Here is a 22,077-nt window from a genome sequence, read left to right as displayed (position 1 = left end):
ACATGGCCGTCAGTCCGTGCCGGAAGCACCGGGCCCGGTCGCGATGCCGCTGCCCAAAGCGATCTGCATGTAAACCGTGTCGAGCCAGCGGCCCGCCTTCCAGCCCATGCCTGTCAAGCGTCCAGCGTGCTCAAAACCGCAGGAACCATGGAGGGCTACAGAGGCAGGCTCCGCCCCGCCGATGACCGCAACCATCCGCCGGAACCCGTGGGCCTCAGCGGCTTCCAGCAAGGCCTCGAGCAGCCGCTTGCCGATGCCGCCACCGCGCCGGTCGTGCGCCACGTAGATGCTGTTCTCGCAGGCATAGGCGTAGGCCGGTCGATCCCGGAACTGCGTGGCGTAGGCATAGCCGACCACCTGACCGCCATCGCAGGCGACAAGGAAAGGCCAGCCCCGGCCGGACACCGTCAAGATCTTCTCAACGGTCTCGCCCTCGGTCGGCGGCAAGACTTCGTACGTCGCCGTGCCGTGCAGAACATGATGCGCGTAGATGGCGGCAATGGCGCGCGCATCGTCGACCGTTGCCCGGCGAACCAAGATGCTCATCGCCGGCTTGCTTCCAAAACTTCGCAGTCTCCCTTGACGAAAGTGCCGCGCTGCTCGGTCGGCAGGATATCCGGCACTTCTTCGGAAGGGCGGCAAAGCTCTACGCCCAGCGGCGACACCACCAGAGGCCGATTGATGAGAATCGAATGCTTCATCATCGCGTCGATCAGGGCCTCGTCCGTCAAAGTCTCGTCGCCGAGGCCGGGTTCGGCACAGGGCGTACCCGTCTCGCGCAGCAAAGCGGGTGGCGTAATGCCGGCCCGCTCAATGAGTTCCACCAGCAGCGAACGGTTTGGCGGCGTCTGCAGGTACCTGACGGCATGAGGCGCAATGCCCGCATTCCTGATCATGGCCGAGCCATTACGAGAGGTCCCGGAAAAGGGGGTTATGGTAGATCACGACATCGGTCATCGTTGCCTCTTAAGCAGCAGGTAAGTTCGGCCAGAAGCGGGTCGCACAGTTCGGCGCGCCCCTGGCAGCAATCCTTGGCCAGATAGGTTCCGCCGAGCAAGCGTCATGCTGTCGGGATAACTCGCCAGCGGAAAGCAGCATCGCGCCTTCCGCCTTAGCCGATTTGGCCGTAATCGTCGCCATTCGGCGGAAAGTTTCTCGTGCGCTGGCCATCTGCGCCTCATCCAGTGGCAGTGCAGCACACCCGCCCACCCCCGGCAGGATACGCGCGTATCCGTCCGCGCGCGCCCTCAGCAGTGACCATGCTCAACTTGCGCTGACCTCACCTGCGGGCATGCCGCGCCAGTTCCGTCTTGTCGTCGATCCAGCGGGAATGACACGAACGGAGCGCGATGGCGACACTGGGGTCGATTCATCATCAATTGCCGCAAATGGAACGACGGAGGCTGCGTCGCCTGCCTGGCGACGTCTCTGAGCACCTGATTTGCGGTCAGGCGGCATGGCCACCGACCGACCGTGCGATCCGTCTCCCATATTTGAGTGGAAGCCACAACGGCGGGCCTCCTAGCGATGTCTATCAAAGTCTAGCAATTTTTGATAGTCGGCCCTATAAAGCGCTAGACACTTCTGACAGCCGACGAAAGACAACACGGATCCCTACCGTAATCCGTTTGCGCCCGGCGCCGGCAGCCGTCCTCCCGAGCTGGCAGGCCGAGACGCGATCCTGGAGGCAGCGCGGATTTCCTCTGGGCGAGCGATCAAGGGACGAAGTGCCCGGTCGATCATGCTGCTGGGCTTGCGGGGCACCGGAAAGACCGTGCTGCTCAATGAAATCGGCCGAAACGCGGAACGCGAAGGCCTCCTGATTTCGCGGGTCGAATCGCCGGAAGGCGAAAGCCTTGCCCGCCTTCTTTATCCCGAGATGCGCAAGGTCATGCGCTCGCTCTCCGGGGTGGAAACGGCCAAGCAGCTTGCAACGCGCGGCCTCAAGGGTCTGCGCAACTTTGCCTCTATCTTCAAGATCGAGATAGCAGGCGTCGAAGTCGGCGTCGATCCTGAGCCGGGTCTCGCCGATACCGGCGACCTTCAGTACGGCCTGCCGGATCTCTTCACGCTGATCGGGAAAGCGGCGCAGGCTGCAGAACGTGGCTGGGTCCTGTTGATCGACGAAGTTCAGTATCTTTCCGAATCTGACCTCTCGGCACTCATCGTCGCGCTGCACCGAATGTCGCAGGAAGGCTTGCCCGTTCTTCTTGTCGGCGCCGGCCTGCCGCAGATCGCCCGCCTGGCGGGCGAAGCAAAATCCTATGCCGAGCGGCTGTTTCAATATCCTGCGGTGGGGCCGCTCGATCCGCCCTCAGCCGGGCAGGCGATAGAAAAGCCGATCGTCGAAGAAGAGGCCAGCATCGCCCCTGAAGCGCTGCAGGCCATCGTTGAACGTACCAAGGGCTATCCATTCTTCATCCAGGAATGGGCATCGGTCGTGTGGAACAACGCGGATGGGCCAGAGATAACTCTTGCCGATGTCGACCACTCCTACGCCGAAACGCTGGCGCTGTTAGACGAAGGCTTCTTCAAAGTGCGGATCGATCGCCTGACCAAGGCGGAAGTCCAGTTCGTAAAGGCGATGGCCCAACTCGGCGATGGCCCCTACGCGATGGCCGACATTGCCCAAGCCATGGACCGCACTCAAAAATCCCTGGGACCGGCCAGATCGAGCATCATCTCCAAGGGCATGATCTACAGCACCGATCACGGCTATCTCGATTTCAGCGTCCCGCTGTTCGCCGAGTTCATGCGCCGCCAAGGGTAATCCATGCCTGACCTCGAAAGCCGGGACGAGCCAGCGATGGAGCAAGCTTCACCCTCGCAAGGCGAAAGGCCGATCGTGCTCGATCCGCGGCAACTCAATCGTATCGAATCCGTCCATCGCGGCTTTCTCTATCAGCACCTTTATGTCGCCAATTGCCTCCTTCGCGCGGGGAGGCCGGCGTGAAGCGGTCGTGGCGAAAAGCGATTAGGACGCCGAGCTGCAGACGGCCGACGTTCGCTTCTATGTCCAGGTGAAGACGCGGATAGGAACGCTAGCGGTGTCGTAGGCCACCAACAGCAGCGCGCGGTCGCGCAGCCCCGGAATATCGTCGGGACAGCTGTCAAGCAGTGCAATAATGTTGAGCCCGCGCGGCGCATCACTCGCAATGTCCCGCACCGGCCCCTTGACTCGCAGCGGCCGCGCCTGGGTCTGCGCCACCCCCTTTGCTTTGTTGATGGCTGCGAGCCGCAGCCTGACCAGCGGCGCCGGGTCCGGTCGGCGATGCCAAGCAGCTTATGCACCCGAGCGATCGAGGCCTTGTAGCGCGAGAGCGACGCCGGCTTGCTGCCCTCCTCTGCCCGCGCATCGAGATAGTCCGCAATCACCTCGGGCGTGGCGGGCTGCGTTATGCGGCGGGTGCGCCGGCACGACAGGTCAACCGCCTCAAGGTCGGACCGAAGCGCGCAGAGCGTGTGCGGCGAGGGTGCGGCCTGGAACGCGGTGATGAGGGATTCGTTAATAGTGAGCCGTGGGATTATTTTCTACGGATCGCCGGCGCGGAGCGGGCAACGGTCGAAATGTTGGAAGGCCTACCAAATAGCCCGACATTTGATCACGCCGACACGATCTTCGAGTGTCTGACGACACGGAAGCCCAGGCTGCTGACGCATCTCCTGGAAGCCTGCTTGACCATACTCAAATGGCTCGAATTCTGAGGTGGATCCTTGGAGGACTTTGCATTCCCTAGCCGCACCGATCACGCAGCCCACATCAGCACCCGCCGATATGCTTCCTTTGTCGACGAATGGGTTACCGGTATCGGCTTGTCCGGCGAAGATTACGGCACGCACTCTTTGCGCCGAACCAAGGCATCGATCATCTACAAGGCGACTGGAAATCTCCGGGCGGTCCAGATTTTGCTTGGCCACATGAAGATTGAAAGCACGGTCAGATACCGGGGCGTGGACGTGGAGGATGCTTTGAAGCTCGCAGAAGGCACTGAAACTGAAGCTATCTGGCTCCTCGCTACAGCGAAGAGCCAGACCCTACCCGGTGGAGGCGCATCTGCGCCCGTAAACGACCTTCAGCGGACGTTTTTCCGTTGCCGACCACAGTCAGCGACGCTTGAAATGGGTCCGAGTGTAAGCTCATCTGGCCGCTGCAATGACCGATGGAGGAAGAAGGCGAAGCAAGTGCTGAGATGCCGCTCTCAAGCTTTCAGAAGCGCCTTTCGTGGCAACGTGTTCATACGAGCATTAGGATGCTCCTGGCTCGGAGCGCAGCTTTGGCAGGACTTTGTGCTGCCCGAACGGCCAAGGTTGCCCCTGATGCGGACTTGATAGCCAAAAGGACTTGTTAACTAAGCCGCTTTACGTCGATTTCAGTTCGGCACGCGATTGTCGATTTCAGCAGGAGGGTAATATGCTCACGTCTGGAATGAAACGTTGCGCGTTGGTGGGAGTTTTGCTGCTTTTTCCCGCAGCTTCCGCCACCGCTTACGACGGCGCTTCGATTGCCGTTACCGGCCGCGTACCCACGGTCTGCCAGGTCAGCATCTCCGCACCGCCCGCGCATGCCATCCAAACCGGTGCCAACGATCTCGGAACGATGCGCGAACTGTGCAACAGCCTCGCCGGCTACAAAATCACGCTCAACCATCCTGCCGGACTGGTGGATGCCTGGGTGGATGTCGGCGGCGTTCGTGTACCGCTCTCACCGACGCAGACGCACACGGTAATCGTCGATAATCGCACCCCCGCCTATCGGGAGCGCCAACTCCGGCTTGTCCTGAACCAGGCGCCGGCCGTGGATATGGACTTCAGTCTCGAAGCCGAACCCAAGGGCGCAGTGTTTTAAGCTGCAAGGCCTATCAGGGGCGGACCGACGAGCATCCCTCGCCCCCCGAAAGCCCAAGGCGGGGTGAGAACGTGAGCGTGACGACGTCCGCATACTGACCTGCCGGCAGGCGATGCAAATCGTTTCCGGCAAGTTCCACCTGCACGCCATGGCTTCGCCCACCCGGAGCCGGCGTCTGGCTGCAAGCGATCATCGAGCGGTCGGCCACCGGGAAACCCGACACCTTCAGCGCGTAGGGAAGAGCGGCGTCATCCCCGGCAAAGCGCTTCATGGTGCCGCGCTCCTTGTCCACCTGGATTTCGTAAGGCACTGTTGACTGGGCAGTCACCGTGAGACCGCGGATGACGTTGCCGCTGGAGCCGTCCACATCTCCGAAATCAATACGTCCGCGCTGCGTACCCATCGATCCGACGAACGTGGCGATACGTTCCGGCACTGTCAGATCTACCGCGACCTGGCTGCCAAGCTGCATGCCGCGGTCAAGTTCGTCGCGGCCGGCAAGGCATACGAACCGCAGTTCGAGCGGCTGATAGTAGTTTCCGGCGACGATCCCCTGACCGGCCGGTATCTGGATGCGGAAGCTTTCGTTGACGTTGTCTCCGCTGGCGCCGGCACCGAACTGAACAACCGCCCCGTTGGTCGGGTTGGGCTGTTCCGCGCCGGAGATCAGGACCATGCGGCCAGCATCGCGCACCCAGCGGATATCGTAGCGTACCGAATCCCTCTGCCCCAGCGCCGCGCCGCGATTGATCGCGCCGGGATTGGCAAGCACGAGGCGCACGGCTGTGACGCGCGGATCCAGGCGCCGGACGTGAATGGTGAAGTTCCGCTCGATTTCGGCCGGATTGAACGGATCGTAGTCGAGGGTGAGTTCGCTCGCGGAGGCGCGGAAATCGGCGCAGTTGGCCCTGGCCGCCCCAGGCAGAACCAGGGTGAGGACGGCGCAGGTCAGGAGCGTGGCGGCGATCTTCATGGGGTTCCCTCGGGCTTCAATGCACCGCCGCGCTGCAATGCGGCTTCGGTTGTCGTCACGTCGATCATGTAGACGAGCTTGCCATCGTTCATGGGCATCTCGATGCGCCATTTGCCTGGACGCAGACCTTGCACAGCGAATTGGCCGCTGCGGTTGGTGAACATCTGTACCGGCTTGCGATCAGGCGCCGCGAGTTCGAAAGCGTTCCCGCCCACCAACTCGAGCGGCGCGCCGCTCGGCATCAGCAATTGGCCGGTATAAGTGACGAAGTAGTCCGACCCGATCTCTACCAGATGGCCTGAGCGATAGGGCGGCCTGAACTGGACGATACCCGATCCGATATCGTAGCCGGCTGGCGCATCGGGCACGTCATAAGTCAGCAGCCGGGGAGAATAAGACGTCAACTGCGACATGACCGCGCCGCCGAACGTGCCCGACCTGGCGACGTACTCGTCCTTGCGGGGATCGATGTAGACGGATTTGCCTTCCAGTGAGGCATGGGGCTTCACGATTGCGAAACTGTCGTAGATCGGGCGGGACAGGGCAACACTGCCGCCGGCATAGGCCACCGAGAAGGCCGTGCGCAGCGATGTGCGCTGGTCGATGATCGCGCCGCTGTTCGAAAACGATGTGTTGTGGGCCGCGCCGAGTTCCGCGCGGTTGAGGAGCACGTTCGCAGCGGCATTAACGCCTACCGAATCCTCGACCCGGTCGATGTTTGCCGAGGCATTGTAGGATCCGACGCCGGTGCCGCTGGAGCGCTGGTAACTGAGGCGGGCACGCTCGCGCTGGCTATCGAGATCGGCGGTGACGCTCGAGCTCCGGTCGAAGCGGTAGATCAGGGAAACCCGGGCGCCCGGGCCGGACCTTCGTTCGCTGCTCTGGTAGGATGCTTCCGCCGTCAGCAGCAGACGCTGGTTGGGCCGCCACCCGTACGTGGCGCGGGCGGTGGACTGATCCTTCCGATCGCCGCGAGCAACCGAATAGAACCCGTCGAGGCTGAAATAGTGGTCGGCGCCGAGGGATTGGGAGTACGTTGCGCCCAGATCCAGAGCGTAGGGGTTGCTGGCGGAGAGGCTGTCCGGCAGCGCGAAGTTCCTGCTGGTCGCCTGGATGGAAGCTGTCAGCGAGCGGGCGTTGCCGCCCGTGCCAACGCGCGAAAGCTCGTAGCCGACATTGACGGCATAGCCGCTGCCGACGTCTTTGTTATGCGAGCCGGCGAGGTTGAGGGCCAGGGTGCCGACGGGCGAGGCCCAGACAACCTCGGCGCCGCCTACGCCGCCCCGGCGCTGAAGCTGGAAGTTTCCTCCGACCGTCAATTCCTCGGTCAGGCCATGGCGATAGAAGCCGGAAGCGATCGGATCGTCGCTGTAGCGGCGGCCGCCTGTACCGAACGGCGCTTTCACGCCGCCATAGAGCCCGAACTCGCTGAGGCCGGCGGCAAGCAGGGTCCGATCGAAATTGATAGAAAACGAGATCACGTTCTCGCGGCCGCTGTCGTCACGGACGATCAGCCTCACGTCGTTGGACCCTTGCGCGAAGGGAAAGTCGCCAATGTCGTAAGTACCAGGATTGAGCCGGGTCACCTGCACCGATTGCCCGTTGACGATCGTTTCCACCGTGGAGGCACGGGTAAGGGTGAACGACCTTTGACCGCGCGGCTGGATGTTGCGCTGCGGATCGAGGTCGGCATAGACCCGCGAAAGCGAGAGACCAGCCATCGGGCTGGATCCGGAAAACCCGCGCGATACCGGTTCCAGATCGCCTGCGGTATATCTGGCGGTGCCTCGCGCATCGTCATAGACGATACGGGTGCCTTCACGCCGGAAGCTGTCCTGGATACTGCCTTCGTTCTCGAGCACGAAACCGCTGACCCGTATCGCGCTGTCGAAGACGATGTTCGGGGTCTGGAACCCGGTCCGGCTTCCCTTGTGCACGTAGTCGCTGTTAACGAAGGCGGTGAGATAGGCAGAAACATCTTCAGCAGGCTGGATCGGCCCTGCCACGGGGTCGTAGCCCATGACGCGGATCGATTGTCGCACGCGAAGGGTTGGGTCCAGCGTCATGAGCAGGCCGAGGCTGGCCTGGTCGTAAGCGAGACCGATGCCTAGCGCCTGCATGTCGCCGGTAGAGATTGCAGCCTTGCTTTCGATGCCGGCGGCAACCCTTGTCCACGCCTCGGTGGAGAGGACGCCGCGCAGCAGGGCAAGCAGCTCCTTGGTGTCGACTAATATACGGTCGTCTGCGGTCAGCGTGTAGGACACCTCGCCCAGGACGAAGCCGTTGTCGGACAGCGGCCCTCCCATGGGGATGTCGCGCCCGGTTCGGTTGAGGCGCTCCGGGGAAACGGCGGGGTGTTCGCCCGGCGTTGTCGGTTTTTCGGCCCGCGAGGGCACATTCGTCTGCGCATAGGCAGCGAGTGAACCGAACAGCGTCAATCCCGGCGCCAGGCCCGCAAGGCCTAGGAGATAGAGGGAACGGCGGTTCGCCACGGCGTCATTTGCTTCCGGCTGAATTCAGTTCGACCGAAAGGGTGCCGCCGGCATCCGGGAGTTCGACGTTGATGGGGAAAATTCGACTGGCTTTAGAAGGCACCAGTCCGAGGCCCATGCTCTCGCGGATCTCTTCGGGTTCGAAAGTCTTGCGATAAGCCTCGGAACCGTCCCCGCGCCGCTCGATCAGGGTCATGCGGTTAGTGGCGACGTAGCCGTAATTGGCACCATCGTTGGCGATCGTGATGACCGGCTGCGGTTTCCCGGCCGCATCCGTGCCGACCTTGGCTTCGACGATCTTGAGCGAAGGCACTTCGTCGTTCGTCCCGACGCTGACGAGCACCTTGAAGCGGTGGAGGACCTGAATCGCGTTCTGGCTTTCCGGCATGGCAACCGGAAGCTGGGCGATGGTCACATAGAAATGACGGCTTTCGCCTTCCAGCGGCTGACCGATCCACTGGACGCGGAACGCCTGGGACTGGTTGCCGCCAAGGGTCGCTTGGCTGGGGAACACGAGGACATCGTCGCTTTCGACGTCCTCAGCTTCGCGCAGTTCCCCATTCACGACATTGACCGGGTGGACCGTCACTTCGACGGGCACGGTTTCGGGGAAGGTGTTCTGCAACGTGACGATGGCCGAAGTCCGGCGACCTGCCGTCTGGAGGTCGACCACGACGGGCTGCACGTTCAAAGCCAGGCTGGGGACGGTGGTCGCCATCAGTGCGAGGAACGACAGCAGCGGGCGCAATGCGCGCCGGGGAAGAGGCGTGGTCATGAGCGGGTCTCGGGAAGCAGGGCCAAGGGCAGGGGCAGGAGAAGCTGGAGGCGGACGCAAGCGTCCGCCTCCGAGCAACATCAGGCAGCCGGGGTCAGCTCGATCGAGACGTAACCCGAGTAGTTGCCGGCAGCCAGCCGACGATCGGTCAGCGACGACCAGTTGGTGGCGGTGCGGCTGGAGCCGTTCGACGAGGCGACAGCGGCGCCCTGGCTGGCAGCCTTGACGAACTGGACGCGGGTAGCGGCCGAGCTGAGGCTGTCGTGGCCGCCGAAGCGCTGCGCCACGGTCGAGCCTTCGTCGGTCGAGGTCGAGTCGAGGGCCAGGCCGTTGATTGAGGTGTCGAGGTTGTAACGGATGAACTGGGCGAAATCGCCCTGGGCGAGGCCGGTGCCGGAAGCGCCGTCAAGGGCGAGCACGGCGCGGGCGACGCGGACGTTGCTGCCGCCGTTGTTGCAGAAGGCAACGACGCGCGCGTCGGTCAGCTTCTGTGCGATTTCTTCGGTAACGGTCGAACGGACCTTGGCATTGGCATCGGTCAGATCGCCCAGGGTGATCGACGAAGCCTGCGAAGAGATGCCGCACTTGCTGTCGACCTGCGCATTGATGTCGATGCGCGTATCGGCGGCGTTAGCCGAACCGGCGGCGACTGCGAAAACGGCTGCCGCGCTGGCGGCGAGGATCGAACGCTTCATATTCAACTCCTTGAGTATTTTGACGCAGGAACGCGTCGGAGAATTGAAGACCGCTTTCGCGGGTCTTGCGACTTGCACCGGCTACCGGGACAGGCGGCCGATGGTTGAGCGGTGCGTCGACCCAACGCTCCGCCCTCCGTGTGGCTGGACTGCAATTATGCGCGTGGCCCAACCACCAGAATGAGGGTGTCTTTGTAGCGGCCCGCCGCAAGGCGGGGCTGGTTCAGAGCTTGCGCCGCCCAGTCGATCGAGATCACGGCATTGCGACCGACACTGATGCCGGCGCCGGACTTGAGGCCGCGTCCGGGAACGAGGCTTGCGAAAGCGCACCGTCCGCCATCCGCCATCTCGTCGGACGCACAGGGCGCACTGCGAACGGCGCCCTTGTCGGTTTCGAGCATGACCGAAACCCGGTAGCGCTTGCTGAAGGAAAAGCCCGAGCCGTCGTCGTTCGCATCGACATTCGTCAGCGCGCCGCGCTGCGACGTTACGCCCAGGGCATAAGGTGTGTTGCAGTCGAGCCCAACTGCCAGAGAGAAGTTGGCGGCGCCTTCGAGATCGCGCGGCGCGGTGATGCTGGCTGGACCGTTGGCGGCGAAGCCGCACCGTTCCTTGATGCGGGCAACGACATCGATCGCCACGGACTCCGTGGCAGCCTTTGCTGGCTCGATGACAAGCAACGCGGCAAGCAATAAGCTGCCGGCCTTGATGGCGGCAAGCGACAGCCGCCATGAATAGTCAATCATCATCAAGCCCCCGCTTAATGTGTGAACGGCATGAGTAGCCCCTGTCGTCCACATCAGTACGCCCCGCACCGGGCGCCGTCGGGGGCTTAGAAAGCCTAAGCACCGTAAGCAATTGCTAAATGTTAGTTAACGACAGCTTTGCTCATTTTGGGACAGTTTGTAGGATGACTATGAAGGGAGTTTCGCGAATATGCGCCGAAATCCATCGGCTTCGCCACTCTTGGCTGATCGCTGGTGAGATCGAATCCCGCGTCGCCCTGCGGTATGTTAGCTAAAATGCACGCCTGCGTTACGCGTTTTCACGCTGGCCCAAACCATCCAGTCTCGTGGGGCCCGGAGTTGAAGCCGGAAGGCCTCTGTGCATTTGCCTGACCCAATCGATTACCCTATCCCGACGGCAACATTCGCTGCAGGTTATAAGATGAGCTGGCTTTAGCCGACACGCACCGCATACCGGACCGTCTGCAGATTGACTTCGGATTTTAGCGTCTGAATGGCGCCAAAGAGTCGTTTCGACAAACGCGCAACGCCTTGGGTTAGGACACCGCGTAATTGATTTAGCCACCCTCGTGCATGGTACGAAGTCGCCTTGGCGCTTCAATGCTGGAGGATGACCGATGTCGATCTACGCAGGATTGGATGTGAGTGACAAGACGACGCATATCTGCGTGGTCGACGTCGACGGGAAAGTGTTGCGGCGAGATGTTGTCGAGAGCGATCCCGATGTTCTGGCCAAATGGCTTAACAAACATTGCAGCGATCTGACACGCGTGGTGCTGGAGACGGGAACGTTATCGACGTTCCTGTATCATGGGCTGGTCGAGCGTGGTGTCGCGATAGAATGTATCTGCGCCCGGCACGCGAAGGGCGTCCTTTCTGCCCGCGTGAACAAAAGCGATGTCCATGACGCGGAAGGGCTTGCCCAGCTGGCGCGCACGGGCTGGTACAAACGCGTCCACATGAAAGCGTCGGCCACGCATACAGACAGGGCGGCCCTGCGTATCCTCGCCCAGCTCATCAACGCACGGACATCCATGGCCAATCAGCTGCGTGGCCTCCTGAAGCTGTTCGGCCTGCGTATGGGCACCGCCAGAACGCCGGGCCGGCGTACCGAACGCCTGATGGCGTTCTATGCACAGCGTCCCGATTTGAAGGCCCTGTTTGCTCCGCTCATTGCGTCCATGGAGACGATCGAGGAGCAGTTGCGGGCATACAATCGCCTTCTCACTGACCGGGCAAAGGCGGATGAAGTTTGCGCCCGGCTGATGAGCGTTCATGCCATCGAAGCAATCGATGATGGGGGAGAGATATACCTTGCCGGCCGGGATCTGGAACTCCGTAATGTCGGTGAGCCATTTTTCGTTAGGCGGCTTCGCGTGGAAATCGCGATTGATCAGGTTCTCGGGCGCAGGACTGATCTCGCCCAAGTACGAGCCAAAGTGCCGCCGTTTGGGCTTGGCGACGAAAAGCATTCCTCCTTCATCAACCGCTGCACAACCTTCTCCGAGATTGTCACGCTTTGTTTGGCCAGCGACGCCTGTACTCTGCAATAGCCGTAGCAGCGGTGATTGGCTTCGAAGATTGCGGTAATGCGGCGCCGAATGACATCATACTTGTCAGCGAGGTTCACCCGGGCGTGATGGTAGAAGTAAGAGCTTCGCGCCAAACCTATCTGGGTGAGCAACTCCGGCAGCCGATAGATATCTTTGAGGGCGTCAACCAGCTGTGTCTTCTCCCGATTTCCCAAGAGGTGCAGATCGACGCCCAGGCCTTTTTTAAGAGTTCGTTGGCCTTATTCAGGAGGTCATGCTCAAGTTGCAGTTGATGGATATCGCGTTGCAAGGCTTCGAGTTGGCGTTCAAGCGCCTCGCGCTCCGACGCTGGCGGAGAGGTATTGCGGTGCTTCATAGCTGACAGAGCCTCATGACTCAGTAACTGGCTTTTCCGGTTGTACAATGTCGGTCGGCAAACGCCCAGACGATCCGCTACCTCTTGCGCCTTTTCGTCTCCACAGCATAACGCGATGACACCGGCCTGCTTTAAGGCTTCGGGATACGCGGGACGCCAGGATCGACCGACCATGGATGCCCTCGCATCCGGAAACGCCTCTCGAACCCACGCCTTTAAGGTGCCACGACCGGGATAACCCAAGGCTCTCATCGTCGATGCAATGCAGTGATCGTGAGTGCGGTAGTGCTCCAACGCCGCCTGCTTGTCAGCCTCGGAATACTTCGGCGATCGAGGCGCGCAGCGCTCTCGCAAATCCTGCTGCTGCTCGTACTCTCGGCACCAGCATTTAAGCGCATTCTTGGTAGGATAACCCAGCTGGCGAATGGTCGCCCTAATCCGCTTGCCGAGCTTGAGATACAACTCAACCGCCCGGATCCTGTCTGCGTAGGAATACATGAACTACCTCCATGGTGGTCCAAGATTTCGTCCGAATCCCCCCCGGGGTCACTTCTCAGTGGTAATCAACAGGCAAGAGGGCTATAAAGCCGGCATTAGCCGAAAATGCTAAATATCGCTCGAAATCGACGCCATCCTGCAATCGCAGCGACAACGATGATGCTGCCGAGAAAAGCCGCGCGCGTTACATAGACCGCAAGCGCCCTAGTCTCTTCTGGAGCTTCGATCATAACTGGTACAGGGTAAACCACCGCAAGCAGAAGCCATACAGCAGTTAAAATTGCAGAACCGGAGCGCATGAGGCGCAGTCTGCGGTGGTCCTGATATTCTGGAAGCAAAACGACAGACAGAATATTGCAGATGCCATGTTCGTGATCACGTCTGCAAAGTCTTGCACTGTGGCTTCACCTCCTGGCTCGGGACCTACAGGCATTTGGTATACTCCGCAATCTGACCGTACGATCTGATTTACGGGAAACGGCACCAAGTGACGGTCAATCTCTCGGAACCTGACTTTCGCCTCCCGGCCCTTTTGAGCAACGAAGATGCGAAAGCGGACGGGCGGCAGATGGGATCGGAAAATCGGGGGCTGAGTGTCCGTAAAGGGTCGGTGCACGAACCCGCTGCGCGGGAGTGGTGCCCGTGGTGAGCTATCCGTGACAACGAGAACGTCCCGCCTGGATTGAGCAGTGCCCGTAATGGGCGGACCCTTTCGGCTCCTTCAACATGAGGAGTCGAACGATGAACGAGCTTGTTCCGGTTGGCCCGATCAGCCCGCTACGCCAGCGGCTGATCGACGACATGACGATGCGCCGGTTCTCACGCGAGACGCAGCGCAACTACCTGCGCGACGTCGGGCGGTTTGCGACCTGGCTGGGGCGCTCGCCGCACACCGCGACCGCCGAGGATGTCCGGCGGTTCCAGATCGAGCAGCAGGACGCCGGCGTTCCGGCGCCGACCATGAACAGCATCGTCGCGGCGCTGCGGTTCTTCTTCACCCACACGCTCGACCGACCCGAGCTCGCGCGCAAGCTGGTCCGCACCGCGCATGCCCGTAAGATCCCGGTGGTGCTGACCTTGGCCGAGGTGAAGCGGCTGCTCGATGCCACGACCTGCCTCAAGCATCAGGCGGCACTGTCGGTCGCCTATGGTGCCGGACTGCGCGTTTCCGAGGTCTCGGCGCTCAAGGTCAGCGACGTCGACAGCAAGCGTATGCTGCTACGGGTCGAGCGCGGCAAAGGCGGGCGGTACCGTAACGCCATGCTGCCCGAAGGCTTGCTCGTGTTGCTACGCGAGTGGTGGCGCGCTGGTCGGCAGCAGGGGATCATGCTTCCGAACGGCTGGCTCTTCCCGGGCCAGAACGCGACAGTGCCGATCAGCACGCGGCAGCTGTATCGCATCGTCGTCGAGGCGGCCGAGGCAGCCGATATCGCCAAGCGGGTCGGCCCGCATACCCTGCGGCATAGCTTCGCCACGCACTTGCTCGAAGACGGTGTCGATATCCGCGTCATCCAGGCGCTGCTTGGTCACGCCAAGCTCAACACCACCGCCTTTTACACCCAGGTAGCGACCAAGACGATGCGCGCGGTGACCAGTCCGCTCGACCGGCTGATGATCCCGAGCGGGGGAACGCCCGACGGTTGAGGCGAGGTGCGCACCTCCATCGAGGTCGCCGATATCTTCCGAACGGCAGGGCCGGCGTATCGGTTGGCCCATGCCGGGCATCTGAGCCTGCACCAGCTCAAGATCATGTCGGCGATCGAACAGTGTCGCACGGCGGCAATGGGCGGCCACGTCGAGGCCTGCGAGGACTGCGGCCATTGGCGTGTCGCCTATAACAGCTGTCGCAACCGGCACTGTCCCAAGTGCCAGGGCGCTGCCGCGCGCACCTGGCTCGCCGACCGCGAGGCCGACCTGCTGCCGGTCGGCTACTTCCACGTGGTCTTCACCCTGCCGGCCGAGGTCGGCGCCATCGCCTTCCACAACAAGGCGCTGATCTACGATCTGCTGTTCCGCGCGGCGTCGGAGACGATGCAGATCATCGCCGCGGACCCGAAGCATCTCGGCGCACGGATCGGCATCACCGCCGTGCTCCACACCTGGGGCTCGGCGCTGACCCACCACCCGCACATCCACATGATTGTCCCCGGCGGCGGCATCGCGCTCGACGGCACGCGCTGGGTCTCGGCGCGTCCGGCGTTCCTTTTGCCCGTACGCGTGCTCGGCGCGCTGTTCCGCCGCCTGTTCCTCACACGACTGCTCGCGCTCTACGATGCCGGCCATCTCGCCTTCTTCGGCAGCATGGCGCATCTCGCCGAACGGCGCGCATTCCTGCGCCACCTGTCGCCGGTCCGCAAAAAGCGCTGGGTGGTCTATGCCAAGCCGCCATTCGCCGGGCCCGAAGCGGTCCTCGCCTATCTGTCGCGCTACACTCACCGTGTCGCCATCTCGAACAGCCGCCTTCTCCGCTTCGACGAGGACGGCGTCACCTTCCGCTACAAGGACTATCGCCGCGGCGGCGCCGACCGGCAGCAGGTGATGACGCTTGGTGCCGACGAGTTCATCCGCCGCTTCCTGCTCCACGACTTGCCCAAGGGCTTTCACCGCATCCGCCATTATGGCCTGCTCGCCAGTGGTACGCGCAAGGACAGTCTCGAACGGGCCCGCCAACTGCTCGCGGTCGCGCCGCCTGCTGTCGATGACATGCCCGCCGAACCGCCAGATGCCCGGCCGCCGTGCTCGTGCTGCGGTGGACGCATGATCGTCATCGAGATCCTGGAACGCCGGTACCAGCCTCGCGCGCCTCCATGCTTCGCAGCATCATCCGAGAGACAGGCGTCGTGACCCGGCACGGCACATCATCGACAGACCCCGTGACGACCACGCTCCCGGGAAGGCCAGAGTCTGCTCCTCGCCTGTCGAAAAGCGGACGCCAACTGCCCGAAAGCGGACCGTCCGACTGTGAGCTACCTTTGCGACCGCCAGAAAGCAGACCGTCCGCTTTCAAATACGTCCGCTTATCCAACGCGCCCGCCACCGCCCAGAGCCGCACAAAGTCGAAATCCCCATAGACCATCGCGCGGGGCCCGCGGGTTCGGGCACCGCCGACTTTCCGACGCCTCTCGGCGTCCGAAACTCTAAACGACAGCAGAAAATGGCAATCATACGCCAATTGAAGAGCTTCGAAGAATCGGTGCCAGGTCACGAAAAGCATTGATGACACGCTGGATGGTGACGACCTTCCCATCTACATTATACGCTATTATTAAACGACGCTCGAATGTCAGCGTTCGCAGGCCTACCACTAAGTCATCACGGGGCGACCCGCGCTGCGGGAAATCGCCCAACGCTGCGATGCGGTTTTCAATTCTGGTAAGATAGCCGTCTGCCGTGGGAATATCAGCTTCCACGCTCACCCATTGGTGAAGTGCAATCAAATCCTCGATCGCCAATGCCGACAGCTGCACATCATAGGTCATGCTTTGGCGATCGAGGCCCTAACCTGCGCAAATGCCCGGTCGAGCGGCATCGGGGGACGGGGGTCAGCTAGGGCTTCCGCAACGCGGACGCGCACTAATTCATCCAAAACTGCCTCTTCGCGATCCAGCGCGCGTAAACCCGCTCGCATCACTTCGCTCATAGAAGCATATCGGCCAGACGCCAGATGGCGCTCGGCGTGCGATGACATTTCGCCAAGCGTTACCGTTATTGCCTTCGCAGCCATACCGCCCTCCGTTCAAATATGATTTTATCATATCGCATCTTGTGTGCGGATGCTAGTGCCCGGTTAGCGGTAATGCGCCGGAAGTGGGTCCAGGAATGGGAAAGCGGACCAGCCGCAGATAGGAGTGAAAAATCAGCGGCTGAACGGCGAATAAGGGTCGGTTTTGCCGCGCGCCAAACGCCGCGATGTGGGACATTGCTGCCTTTCCCACTTGACGAATTGAACGGCAGGGCTCGCCAGAACCGGTCAGTCGATCCAAGGTGCGAAGCCGGCGCCATTCGCGGAAAGGGTCTTCGCAACCGCTATGCCTAGGGTCAGGACTCGTTGATCACAGCCAGAAGAGCACGGTTGCGGCCAGAGCGAGTGCGGAGAAAAAGACGTTCGGGCACCGGTCGTAGCGGGTTGCTACGCGCCGCCAATCCTTGAGGCGGCCAAGCATGATCTCGATGCGGTTGCGGCGCTTGTATCGGCGCTTGTATCGGCGCTTGTCGTATTTGACCGGCAGCGAGCGGGATTTTCCGCCCGGGATGCAAGGCCTGATGCCCTTTTGCTCCAGCGCATCCCTGAACCATTCGGCGTCGTAACCTCGGTCCGCCAGCATCCATTGCGCCTTGGGCAGATCGTCGAGTAAGGCTGCGGCGCCGGTATAATCGCTAATCTGCCCTGCGGTGATGAAAAAGCTCAAGGGACGCCCATTGGCGTCGGTTACGGCGTGCAGCTTGGTGTTCATCCCACCCTTAGTCCGTCCGATCAGGCGTCCAGGATCCCCTTTTTAACCCGCAAGCTGGAAGCCGTGCGGTGTGCCTTGAGATAGGTCACGTCGATCATTACAGTGCCGGGCACTGCCCCCTGGGCAGAAAGACCTTCAATCATTCGGGCGAACACGCCCATCGCGCTCTACCGTTTCCACCGGTTATACAATGTCTTGTGCGGCCCATACTCTCTGGGCGCATCCCGCCAGCGCAGCCCGTTGTGATTGACAAATACGATGCCGCTCAGAACCCGGCGGTCATCGACACGAGGCTTGCCATGGCTTTTGGGAAATACGGCGCCAGACGCGCCATCTGCTCATCCGTCAGCCAATACCGCTCATGCTGCATCTCCTCGCAGAGCCTGAATCACATGCTGCACATTCAATCAATGGGTCCTGAGCCTAGGCTTGCCTGGCAAGCCTCGCAGTCTTTTTTTAGGATATCCGGCAGGAACTTCGCTTTCGCCTTCGGCATCACTTATGATGACGATAAACCATCGGAAGAACCCATCAGAAAGATCTACGTGATCAACCTTCATGCTTCTTCTTATGAAACGGTCTGCCTCGCCCGCATGCGAGACAGACCTAATGCTTCAGGGATTTGGGCCGTTTGGTCTCTGAAGTGGTGACGGGGATGCTTTGATGGTCGGGGAACCCGGCTGACGATCAATTCTCGAAGGCTGCGGGACATCATCAGCCACAGGGGGCAGAGCGCCATCAGATATCGTTGGGGGCGGCGGATTATCTCCCGGAGGCGGGGGTGGCGGACCATTGCGGCCCGGGCCGTCCGGACCTGCATGATGTGGATCATGCGGCGGGCGCGGTGGGCGCGGTGGGGCGCCAACAGCTTCTACCCGTCCCTGCGGATCGACCAGATATGACGCGCGAACCTGTCCATTGTCATAGCGTCCCTGGACCATCATCATACTGCCTGCACGGAGCGCGGTAATGCTGTCAGGGCCTGCATCGACAAGCGTCCGGCCACTGCCGTCCTGCAGGACGAACCGCTTGCCAAAGACCTCCGCCACTTTGCCTTTGACCGTCACGATACCGCTGGTCTGCGGCAACCGTGCGATTGCGGTCGGTACGGTCGGGGCCATTTCCACGACGGGCCGGGTCATGGCCATCGCGCCAGCGCCGCCCGCTGCTCCCAGTAACAGGAGCGCGCCTGCACCCCCTGTAATTCTCGTCCGGCGCGACATAGGCCGGAACGGCTTTTTCAGATCGACCATCTTTCAACTCCTTTGGTTGTCGATGGTGCTGGTCTAAACGGCGCTATCCGACCCAGCATGAAGCCAGCTTTTCATGTTCGGTTTAACCTGGCGGAGCTATTGGGCGGTCATGCGTATCCTGCTTGTCGAAGACGATGCCGCTCTCGGCGAAGCGATTGCGCGCAAGCTGCGTGCGGAGAATTGCGCCGTGGATCTGGTCAGCGACGGGATCGATGCGCAGCATCTGGGCGATACCGAGCAATATGACGCGGCGATCCTCGATCTGGGCCTGCCCGGCAAAAGCGGTGCCGACGTGCTTGCCGCATGGCGCAAGGGCGCACGGTCGCTCCCGGTTCTCGTGCTGACCGCGCGTGAGGCCTGGGCCGACAAGGTGACCGCATACAAGGCGGGCGCCGACGATTATCTCACCAAGCCGTTCCGCATAGAAGAACTGATGATGCGGCTTCGCGCGATCGTGCGGCGGACGGCAGGCCATGCCGATCCGCACATGGTATGCGGGCCGCTGGTGTTCGAGAGCCAGACCGGGCAGTTTGAACTCGATGGCCTTCCGCTCAAGCTTACGGCGTTCGAATATCGGGTGCTGTCGCAACTGATGATGCACCGCGAAGCCGTGGTCGAGCGGCGCGATCTCCTCGAGCGGATTTACGAAGGCGACGCCGACGTCGATTCCAACACGCTCGATGTGATTGTCGGCCGCCTGCGCCGCAAGATCGGCGCCGACCTGATCGAGACGGTGCGCGGTCGCGGCTACCGGCTCACTGCAGGCCCGGGCATGGGCACCAGAACATGAAGCTCTGGTCCCTGCGCCAGCGGATGTTGGTCCTGTCCGGCATTGCCACCCTTGCGGCGCTGATCATCGCCGGTTGGGCGATGGCGGGCGTGCTTTCGCGTTTCGTGACCGAGGGACTGGACCAGAGACTCGAAGCGCAGCTCGCCATGATGGCAACCGCGGTCCGGTCCGACGGGACGGTCGACCGCGCGCTGATCGATCGGCGCCTCGGCGTCATGCGGCTCGGTCCTGACTGGCGCTGGCGGATCTCGGGGCCAGCGGGCACGATCGGTTCGACAGATTTTCCGGCGTTCGATCCGGGACCGCCACGCCCTCCACATCCACATCCGAATGATCCGATCGAGGATGACGCGCGGCAGGCGCCCATTCCCTATGAAGGCCAGGACAGCGATGGCCGCGTCCATTCACGTCAGGCCATGATCTCCACCAACAACGGAACTGTGACGCTCGTCGCCGCAGCACCATCGGGCGTGATTGCGCGGCCGATCCGCGCCGCGCTGATCCCACTGGTGAGCGTGATTGCGATTATGGCAGCGGTCTTCACAGTGGCGGCCTTGCTGCAACTCCGCCTCGGCCTGCGACCCGTGCTGGCACTACGCGATCAGGTTGGGGACATAAGACGCGGTACGCGGGAGAGCGTTGACGAAGATCAACCGGCAGAGCTGAGGCCGCTCGCGATCGAACTCAATGCGTTGGCCACCGAGAGCGCGGCGGCATTGACGGCTGCGCGCGCGTCAGCTGCCAATCTCGCCCACGCCCTGAAAACGCCGGTCGCAACGCTGGCGCTGACCGTGGAAGACAACCCCCAGGCCATCGCTCAGGTGGAGCGGATGGAAGCGGTCATACGGCGGCATCTCACCCGCGCCCGGACGGCTGCCGTCGCGCGGCGGGCATCGACGCTGGTCGCGCCTGTCGTTGCCGACGTTGTCCAGGTCATTGCAATGCTGAGGCCTGCCATCGACATGCGCGTCGATGTGCCGGATGGGCTTGCGGTGTCGCTCGACGCCCACGACCTTGCCGAAATTCTCGGCAACCTGCTCGACAATGCCGCTCGCCATGCACGCGCGACCGTTAGCGTGACCGCGGGGGCCGATGGCGATCGTGTCAGCCTAAGCATCGCGGACGATGGTCCGGGCATTCCTCTGGCCCAGCGCGAGCGGGCGATGCAGCCGGGCATCCGCCTCGACGAGGCCCCGACCGGCGACGGCTTTGGTCTGGCGATCGTTCGCGATCTCATCGCTCTGCATGGCGGGACTTTGGACCTGCTGGAAGCGGACAACGGCGGTCTCCTCGTCCGCCTTTCCATGGCCCTGGTATCATGACCTTCCGCACATGGACACAGCGCAGCGCGGTCAGCTGCGACCTCTCACATGATCGGAACAGCCTCGCATGGTGACCGCTGCCATAGGGGCGAGCTGGCTGATTGCCGGCATTTCGACAGCGGGCGTCATCACGCGGCCCATGCGCTGCCCTGAATGGATCTGGGCGGTCGCGGGCGCCGTATTGCTCGTTGCCCTTGGCCTGATGCCGGTCGCGGCGGCCGCCGGCGCGATCGGCAAGGGGCTCGACGTCTATCTATTCCTGGTCGGTATGATGCTGCTGAGCGAGACCGCCCGCGAACATGGCGCGTTCGACTGGATCGCGGCGACCGCGGTCAACGCCGCCGGCAAATCCCGACCGCGCCTTTTCATGCTCGTTTATGCGACCGGGGTGGTGGTCACGACCTTCATGTCAAACGATGCGACGGCGGTCGTGCTGACCCCAGCGGTCTTCGCCGCAGCCCGGAAAGCGAAGGACGATCCGCTACCGCTGCTCTTCGCCTGCGCGCTGGTCGCAAACGCGGCAAGCTTCGTGCTGCCTATCTCCAATCCCGCCAACCTCGTCCTCTACGGCGGCCATATGCCGCCGCTTGGCCAGTGGCTGCGCTCGTTCGCGCTACCCTCGCTGGCATCGATCGTCGTGACGTTCCTGGCACTACGCTGGCTCGAACGAACACGCATTGCCGGGGAATGTGAGGCGGGTGTGGAGCGCTTGCCCTTGTCCGCCGGCGGCAAGCTTGCGATCGTCGGCATCGTCCTGACCGCCGCTCTTCTGATCATCATGTCGGCTTTCGACCGAGAACTCGGCCTCTCAACGGCGGTGGCGGGGGTCACTACCGCCATGGTTGTCTCCGCAATATCCCGATCATCGCCGCTGACGCTCGCCTGGCATGTGTCATGGGGTGTACTGCCGCTCGTGGCCGGCTTGTTCGTGCTGGTCGAAGCGCTCGATCGCACCGGCGTGATCGCGATGATAGCCGACGCGCTGCGCCATGTGTCGGCTGATCCGATGCGCGGGGCAGCCGCATCGGGCACGATCCTCGCTTTCGTCAGCAATCTGGTGAACAACCTTCCTGCGGGCCTCGTAGCAGCGACCGCCATCGGCCAGGCGCAGCCGCCACGGCTTGTCACCGATGCGTTGCTAATCGGCGTCGATCTCGGACCTAACCTGTCGGTGACGGGCTCGCTCGCGACGATCCTGTGGCTTCAGGTGATCCGCCGGGAAGGCGAGGATGTGAGCTTCGGGAGGTTCCTGAAGATCGGTATCGTCGCGATGCCGCTGGCGCTGTTTGCAGCGCTCGCTACGCGGCTCCTTGTCGGTTGAAAGG

General features: G+C 62.2%; 15 protein-coding genes and 7 pseudogenes. 10 read left to right on the top strand and 12 right to left on the bottom strand.

Going from position 1 to position 22,077, the window contains the following annotated elements:
* Window positions 1-9: 9 nt before the first annotated feature.
* Together ACZ1J6_RS22875 and arsC are read right to left on the bottom strand one after the other, a co-directional pair.
* Entirely contained in the window at window positions 10-546 is a 537-nt protein-coding gene (locus ACZ1J6_RS22875) for a GNAT family N-acetyltransferase (protein ID WP_132269829.1), read from the bottom strand.
* Window positions 543-957: pseudogene (gene arsC / locus ACZ1J6_RS22870) on the bottom strand (arsenate reductase (glutaredoxin)). Before arsC ends, ACZ1J6_RS22875 begins: the two are co-directional and overlap by 4 nt.
* 703 nt (window positions 958-1,660) lie before the next feature.
* Between arsC and ACZ1J6_RS22865 the strand changes: the two are divergent.
* Window positions 1,661-2,770: an ATP-binding protein gene (locus ACZ1J6_RS22865; protein WP_465128832.1), complete on the top strand. Its 1,110-nt coding sequence runs from the start codon at window positions 1,661-1,663 to the stop codon at window positions 2,768-2,770.
* Between the two features lie 276 nt (window positions 2,771-3,046).
* Here ACZ1J6_RS22865 and ACZ1J6_RS22860 read toward each other — a convergent pair.
* Window positions 3,047-3,528, bottom strand: a pseudogene (locus tag ACZ1J6_RS22860) (integrase); the annotation flags it as partial.
* Here ACZ1J6_RS22860 and ACZ1J6_RS22855 point away from each other — a divergent pair.
* The 3 genes and pseudogenes from ACZ1J6_RS22855 to ACZ1J6_RS22845 all read left to right on the top strand — a co-directional run.
* Window positions 3,463-3,669: pseudogene (locus tag ACZ1J6_RS22855) on the top strand (type IV toxin-antitoxin system AbiEi family antitoxin domain-containing protein); the annotation flags it as partial. The pseudogenes ACZ1J6_RS22860 and ACZ1J6_RS22855 overlap by 66 nt on opposite strands.
* Before the next feature lie 6 nt (window positions 3,670-3,675).
* Window positions 3,676-3,993: pseudogene (locus ACZ1J6_RS22850) on the top strand (tyrosine-type recombinase/integrase); the annotation flags it as partial.
* A gap of 418 nt (window positions 3,994-4,411) precedes the next feature.
* Window positions 4,412-4,846 carry a hypothetical protein gene (locus ACZ1J6_RS22845; protein WP_442045117.1) on the top strand — a complete coding sequence of 145 codons (435 nt, stop codon included), beginning with the start codon at window positions 4,412-4,414 and terminating at the stop codon, window positions 4,844-4,846.
* 13 nt (window positions 4,847-4,859) lie between these two features.
* On the opposite strand, the gene ACZ1J6_RS22840 is transcribed toward ACZ1J6_RS22845, so the two are convergent.
* The 5 genes from ACZ1J6_RS22840 to ACZ1J6_RS22820 form a co-directional block, all read right to left on the bottom strand.
* Window positions 4,860-5,819, bottom strand: coding sequence for a hypothetical protein (locus tag ACZ1J6_RS22840; RefSeq protein WP_465128612.1), 960 nt, complete (start codon window positions 5,817-5,819; stop codon window positions 4,860-4,862).
* On the bottom strand, window positions 5,816-8,311 hold the full coding sequence (locus ACZ1J6_RS22835; protein WP_465128611.1) for a fimbria/pilus outer membrane usher protein: 2,496 nt from the start codon (window positions 8,309-8,311) through the stop codon (window positions 5,816-5,818). The genes ACZ1J6_RS22840 and ACZ1J6_RS22835 overlap by 4 nt, the downstream gene beginning before the upstream one ends.
* Before the next feature lie 4 nt (window positions 8,312-8,315).
* The gene (locus tag ACZ1J6_RS22830; protein ID WP_465128610.1) at window positions 8,316-9,086 is read right to left on the bottom strand and encodes a fimbrial biogenesis chaperone; all 771 of its coding nucleotides are present in this window, start codon (window positions 9,084-9,086) and stop codon (window positions 8,316-8,318) included.
* An 80-nt stretch (window positions 9,087-9,166) separates the two neighbouring features.
* A complete protein-coding gene (locus tag ACZ1J6_RS22825) occupies window positions 9,167-9,781 on the bottom strand; it encodes a hypothetical protein (RefSeq protein ID WP_132269814.1) in 615 nt (204 codons plus the stop codon).
* A gap of 155 nt (window positions 9,782-9,936) precedes the next feature.
* Window positions 9,937-10,527 carry a hypothetical protein gene (locus tag ACZ1J6_RS22820; RefSeq protein WP_465128609.1) on the bottom strand — a complete coding sequence of 197 codons (591 nt, stop codon included), beginning with the start codon at window positions 10,525-10,527 and terminating at the stop codon, window positions 9,937-9,939.
* Between the two features lie 617 nt (window positions 10,528-11,144).
* Between ACZ1J6_RS22820 and ACZ1J6_RS22815 the strand changes: the two are divergent.
* Window positions 11,145-11,582: pseudogene (locus tag ACZ1J6_RS22815) on the top strand (IS110 family transposase); the annotation flags it as partial.
* 219 nt (window positions 11,583-11,801) lie between these two features.
* On the opposite strand, the pseudogene ACZ1J6_RS22810 reads toward ACZ1J6_RS22815, so the two are convergent.
* A pseudogene (locus tag ACZ1J6_RS22810) lies at window positions 11,802-12,933 on the bottom strand (IS3 family transposase); the annotation flags it as partial.
* Window positions 12,934-13,674: 741 nt separating this feature from the next.
* Between ACZ1J6_RS22810 and ACZ1J6_RS22805 the strand changes: the two are divergent.
* The gene (locus ACZ1J6_RS22805) at window positions 13,675-14,577 is read left to right on the top strand and encodes a tyrosine-type recombinase/integrase (RefSeq protein WP_465127147.1); all 903 of its coding nucleotides are present in this window, start codon (window positions 13,675-13,677) and stop codon (window positions 14,575-14,577) included.
* 6 nt (window positions 14,578-14,583) lie between these two features.
* Window positions 14,584-15,777: an IS91 family transposase gene (locus ACZ1J6_RS22800; protein WP_465128608.1), complete on the top strand. Its 1,194-nt coding sequence runs from the start codon at window positions 14,584-14,586 to the stop codon at window positions 15,775-15,777.
* Between the two features lie 317 nt (window positions 15,778-16,094).
* On the opposite strand, the gene ACZ1J6_RS22795 is transcribed toward ACZ1J6_RS22800, so the two are convergent.
* From ACZ1J6_RS22795 to ACZ1J6_RS22785, 3 genes and pseudogenes are all read right to left on the bottom strand, one after another.
* Window positions 16,095-16,412 (bottom strand): type II toxin-antitoxin system RelE/ParE family toxin, encoded by a 318-nt coding sequence (locus ACZ1J6_RS22795; protein WP_465128607.1) that lies wholly within the window; start codon window positions 16,410-16,412, stop codon window positions 16,095-16,097.
* Window positions 16,409-16,657: a ribbon-helix-helix domain-containing protein gene (locus tag ACZ1J6_RS22790; RefSeq protein ID WP_132270574.1), complete on the bottom strand. Its 249-nt coding sequence runs from the start codon at window positions 16,655-16,657 to the stop codon at window positions 16,409-16,411. Before ACZ1J6_RS22790 ends, ACZ1J6_RS22795 begins: the two co-directional genes overlap by 4 nt.
* 328 nt (window positions 16,658-16,985) lie before the next feature.
* Window positions 16,986-17,757 (bottom strand): annotated as a pseudogene (locus ACZ1J6_RS22785) (IS5 family transposase).
* A 992-nt stretch (window positions 17,758-18,749) separates the two neighbouring features.
* On the opposite strand from ACZ1J6_RS22785, the gene ACZ1J6_RS22780 reads away from it, so the two are divergent.
* The 3 genes from ACZ1J6_RS22780 (at window position 18,750) to ACZ1J6_RS22770 (ending at window position 22,073) form a co-directional block, all read left to right on the top strand.
* A complete protein-coding gene (locus ACZ1J6_RS22780) occupies window positions 18,750-19,430 on the top strand; it encodes a response regulator (protein WP_465128606.1) in 681 nt (226 codons plus the stop codon).
* Complete coding sequence (locus ACZ1J6_RS22775) at window positions 19,427-20,752, top strand: sensor histidine kinase (RefSeq protein WP_465128605.1); 1,326 nt, start codon at window positions 19,427-19,429, stop codon at window positions 20,750-20,752. The genes ACZ1J6_RS22780 and ACZ1J6_RS22775 overlap by 4 nt, the downstream gene beginning before the upstream one ends.
* A 67-nt stretch (window positions 20,753-20,819) precedes the next feature.
* Complete coding sequence (locus tag ACZ1J6_RS22770; protein ID WP_465128604.1) at window positions 20,820-22,073, top strand: arsenic transporter; 1,254 nt, start codon at window positions 20,820-20,822, stop codon at window positions 22,071-22,073.
* Window positions 22,074-22,077 lie beyond the last annotated feature (4 nt).

Source organism: Novosphingobium sp. BL-S-21, from assembly GCF_055521655.1.
The sequence above is the reverse complement of the archived record's forward strand: the minus strand, read 5'-3'. Positions and strand labels throughout refer to the sequence as shown.

What these genes read in the sequence shown, in the direction of transcription:
- ACZ1J6_RS22795 (WP_465128607.1), bottom strand. Translation starts at nt 16,412, where the DNA reads ATGACCTATGATGTGCAGCTGTCGGCATTGGCGATCGAGGATTTGATT.
- ACZ1J6_RS22875 (WP_132269829.1), bottom strand. Translation starts at nt 546, where the DNA reads ATGAGCATCTTGGTTCGCCGGGCAACGGTCGACGATGCGCGCGCCATT.
- ACZ1J6_RS22840 (WP_465128612.1), bottom strand. Translation starts at nt 5,819, where the DNA reads ATGAAGATCGCCGCCACGCTCCTGACCTGCGCCGTCCTCACCCTGGTT.
- ACZ1J6_RS22775 (WP_465128605.1), top strand. Translation starts at nt 19,427, where the DNA reads ATGAAGCTCTGGTCCCTGCGCCAGCGGATGTTGGTCCTGTCCGGCATT.
- ACZ1J6_RS22845 (WP_442045117.1), top strand. Translation starts at nt 4,412, where the DNA reads ATGCTCACGTCTGGAATGAAACGTTGCGCGTTGGTGGGAGTTTTGCTG.
- ACZ1J6_RS22830 (WP_465128610.1), bottom strand. Translation starts at nt 9,086, where the DNA reads ATGACCACGCCTCTTCCCCGGCGCGCATTGCGCCCGCTGCTGTCGTTC.
- ACZ1J6_RS22805 (WP_465127147.1), top strand. Translation starts at nt 13,675, where the DNA reads ATGAACGAGCTTGTTCCGGTTGGCCCGATCAGCCCGCTACGCCAGCGG.
- ACZ1J6_RS22780 (WP_465128606.1), top strand. Translation starts at nt 18,750, where the DNA reads ATGCGTATCCTGCTTGTCGAAGACGATGCCGCTCTCGGCGAAGCGATT.
- ACZ1J6_RS22825 (WP_132269814.1), bottom strand. Translation starts at nt 9,781, where the DNA reads ATGAAGCGTTCGATCCTCGCCGCCAGCGCGGCAGCCGTTTTCGCAGTC.
- ACZ1J6_RS22820 (WP_465128609.1), bottom strand. Translation starts at nt 10,527, where the DNA reads ATGATTGACTATTCATGGCGGCTGTCGCTTGCCGCCATCAAGGCCGGC.
- ACZ1J6_RS22790 (WP_132270574.1), bottom strand. Translation starts at nt 16,657, where the DNA reads ATGGCTGCGAAGGCAATAACGGTAACGCTTGGCGAAATGTCATCGCAC.
- ACZ1J6_RS22770 (WP_465128604.1), top strand. Translation starts at nt 20,820, where the DNA reads ATGGTGACCGCTGCCATAGGGGCGAGCTGGCTGATTGCCGGCATTTCG.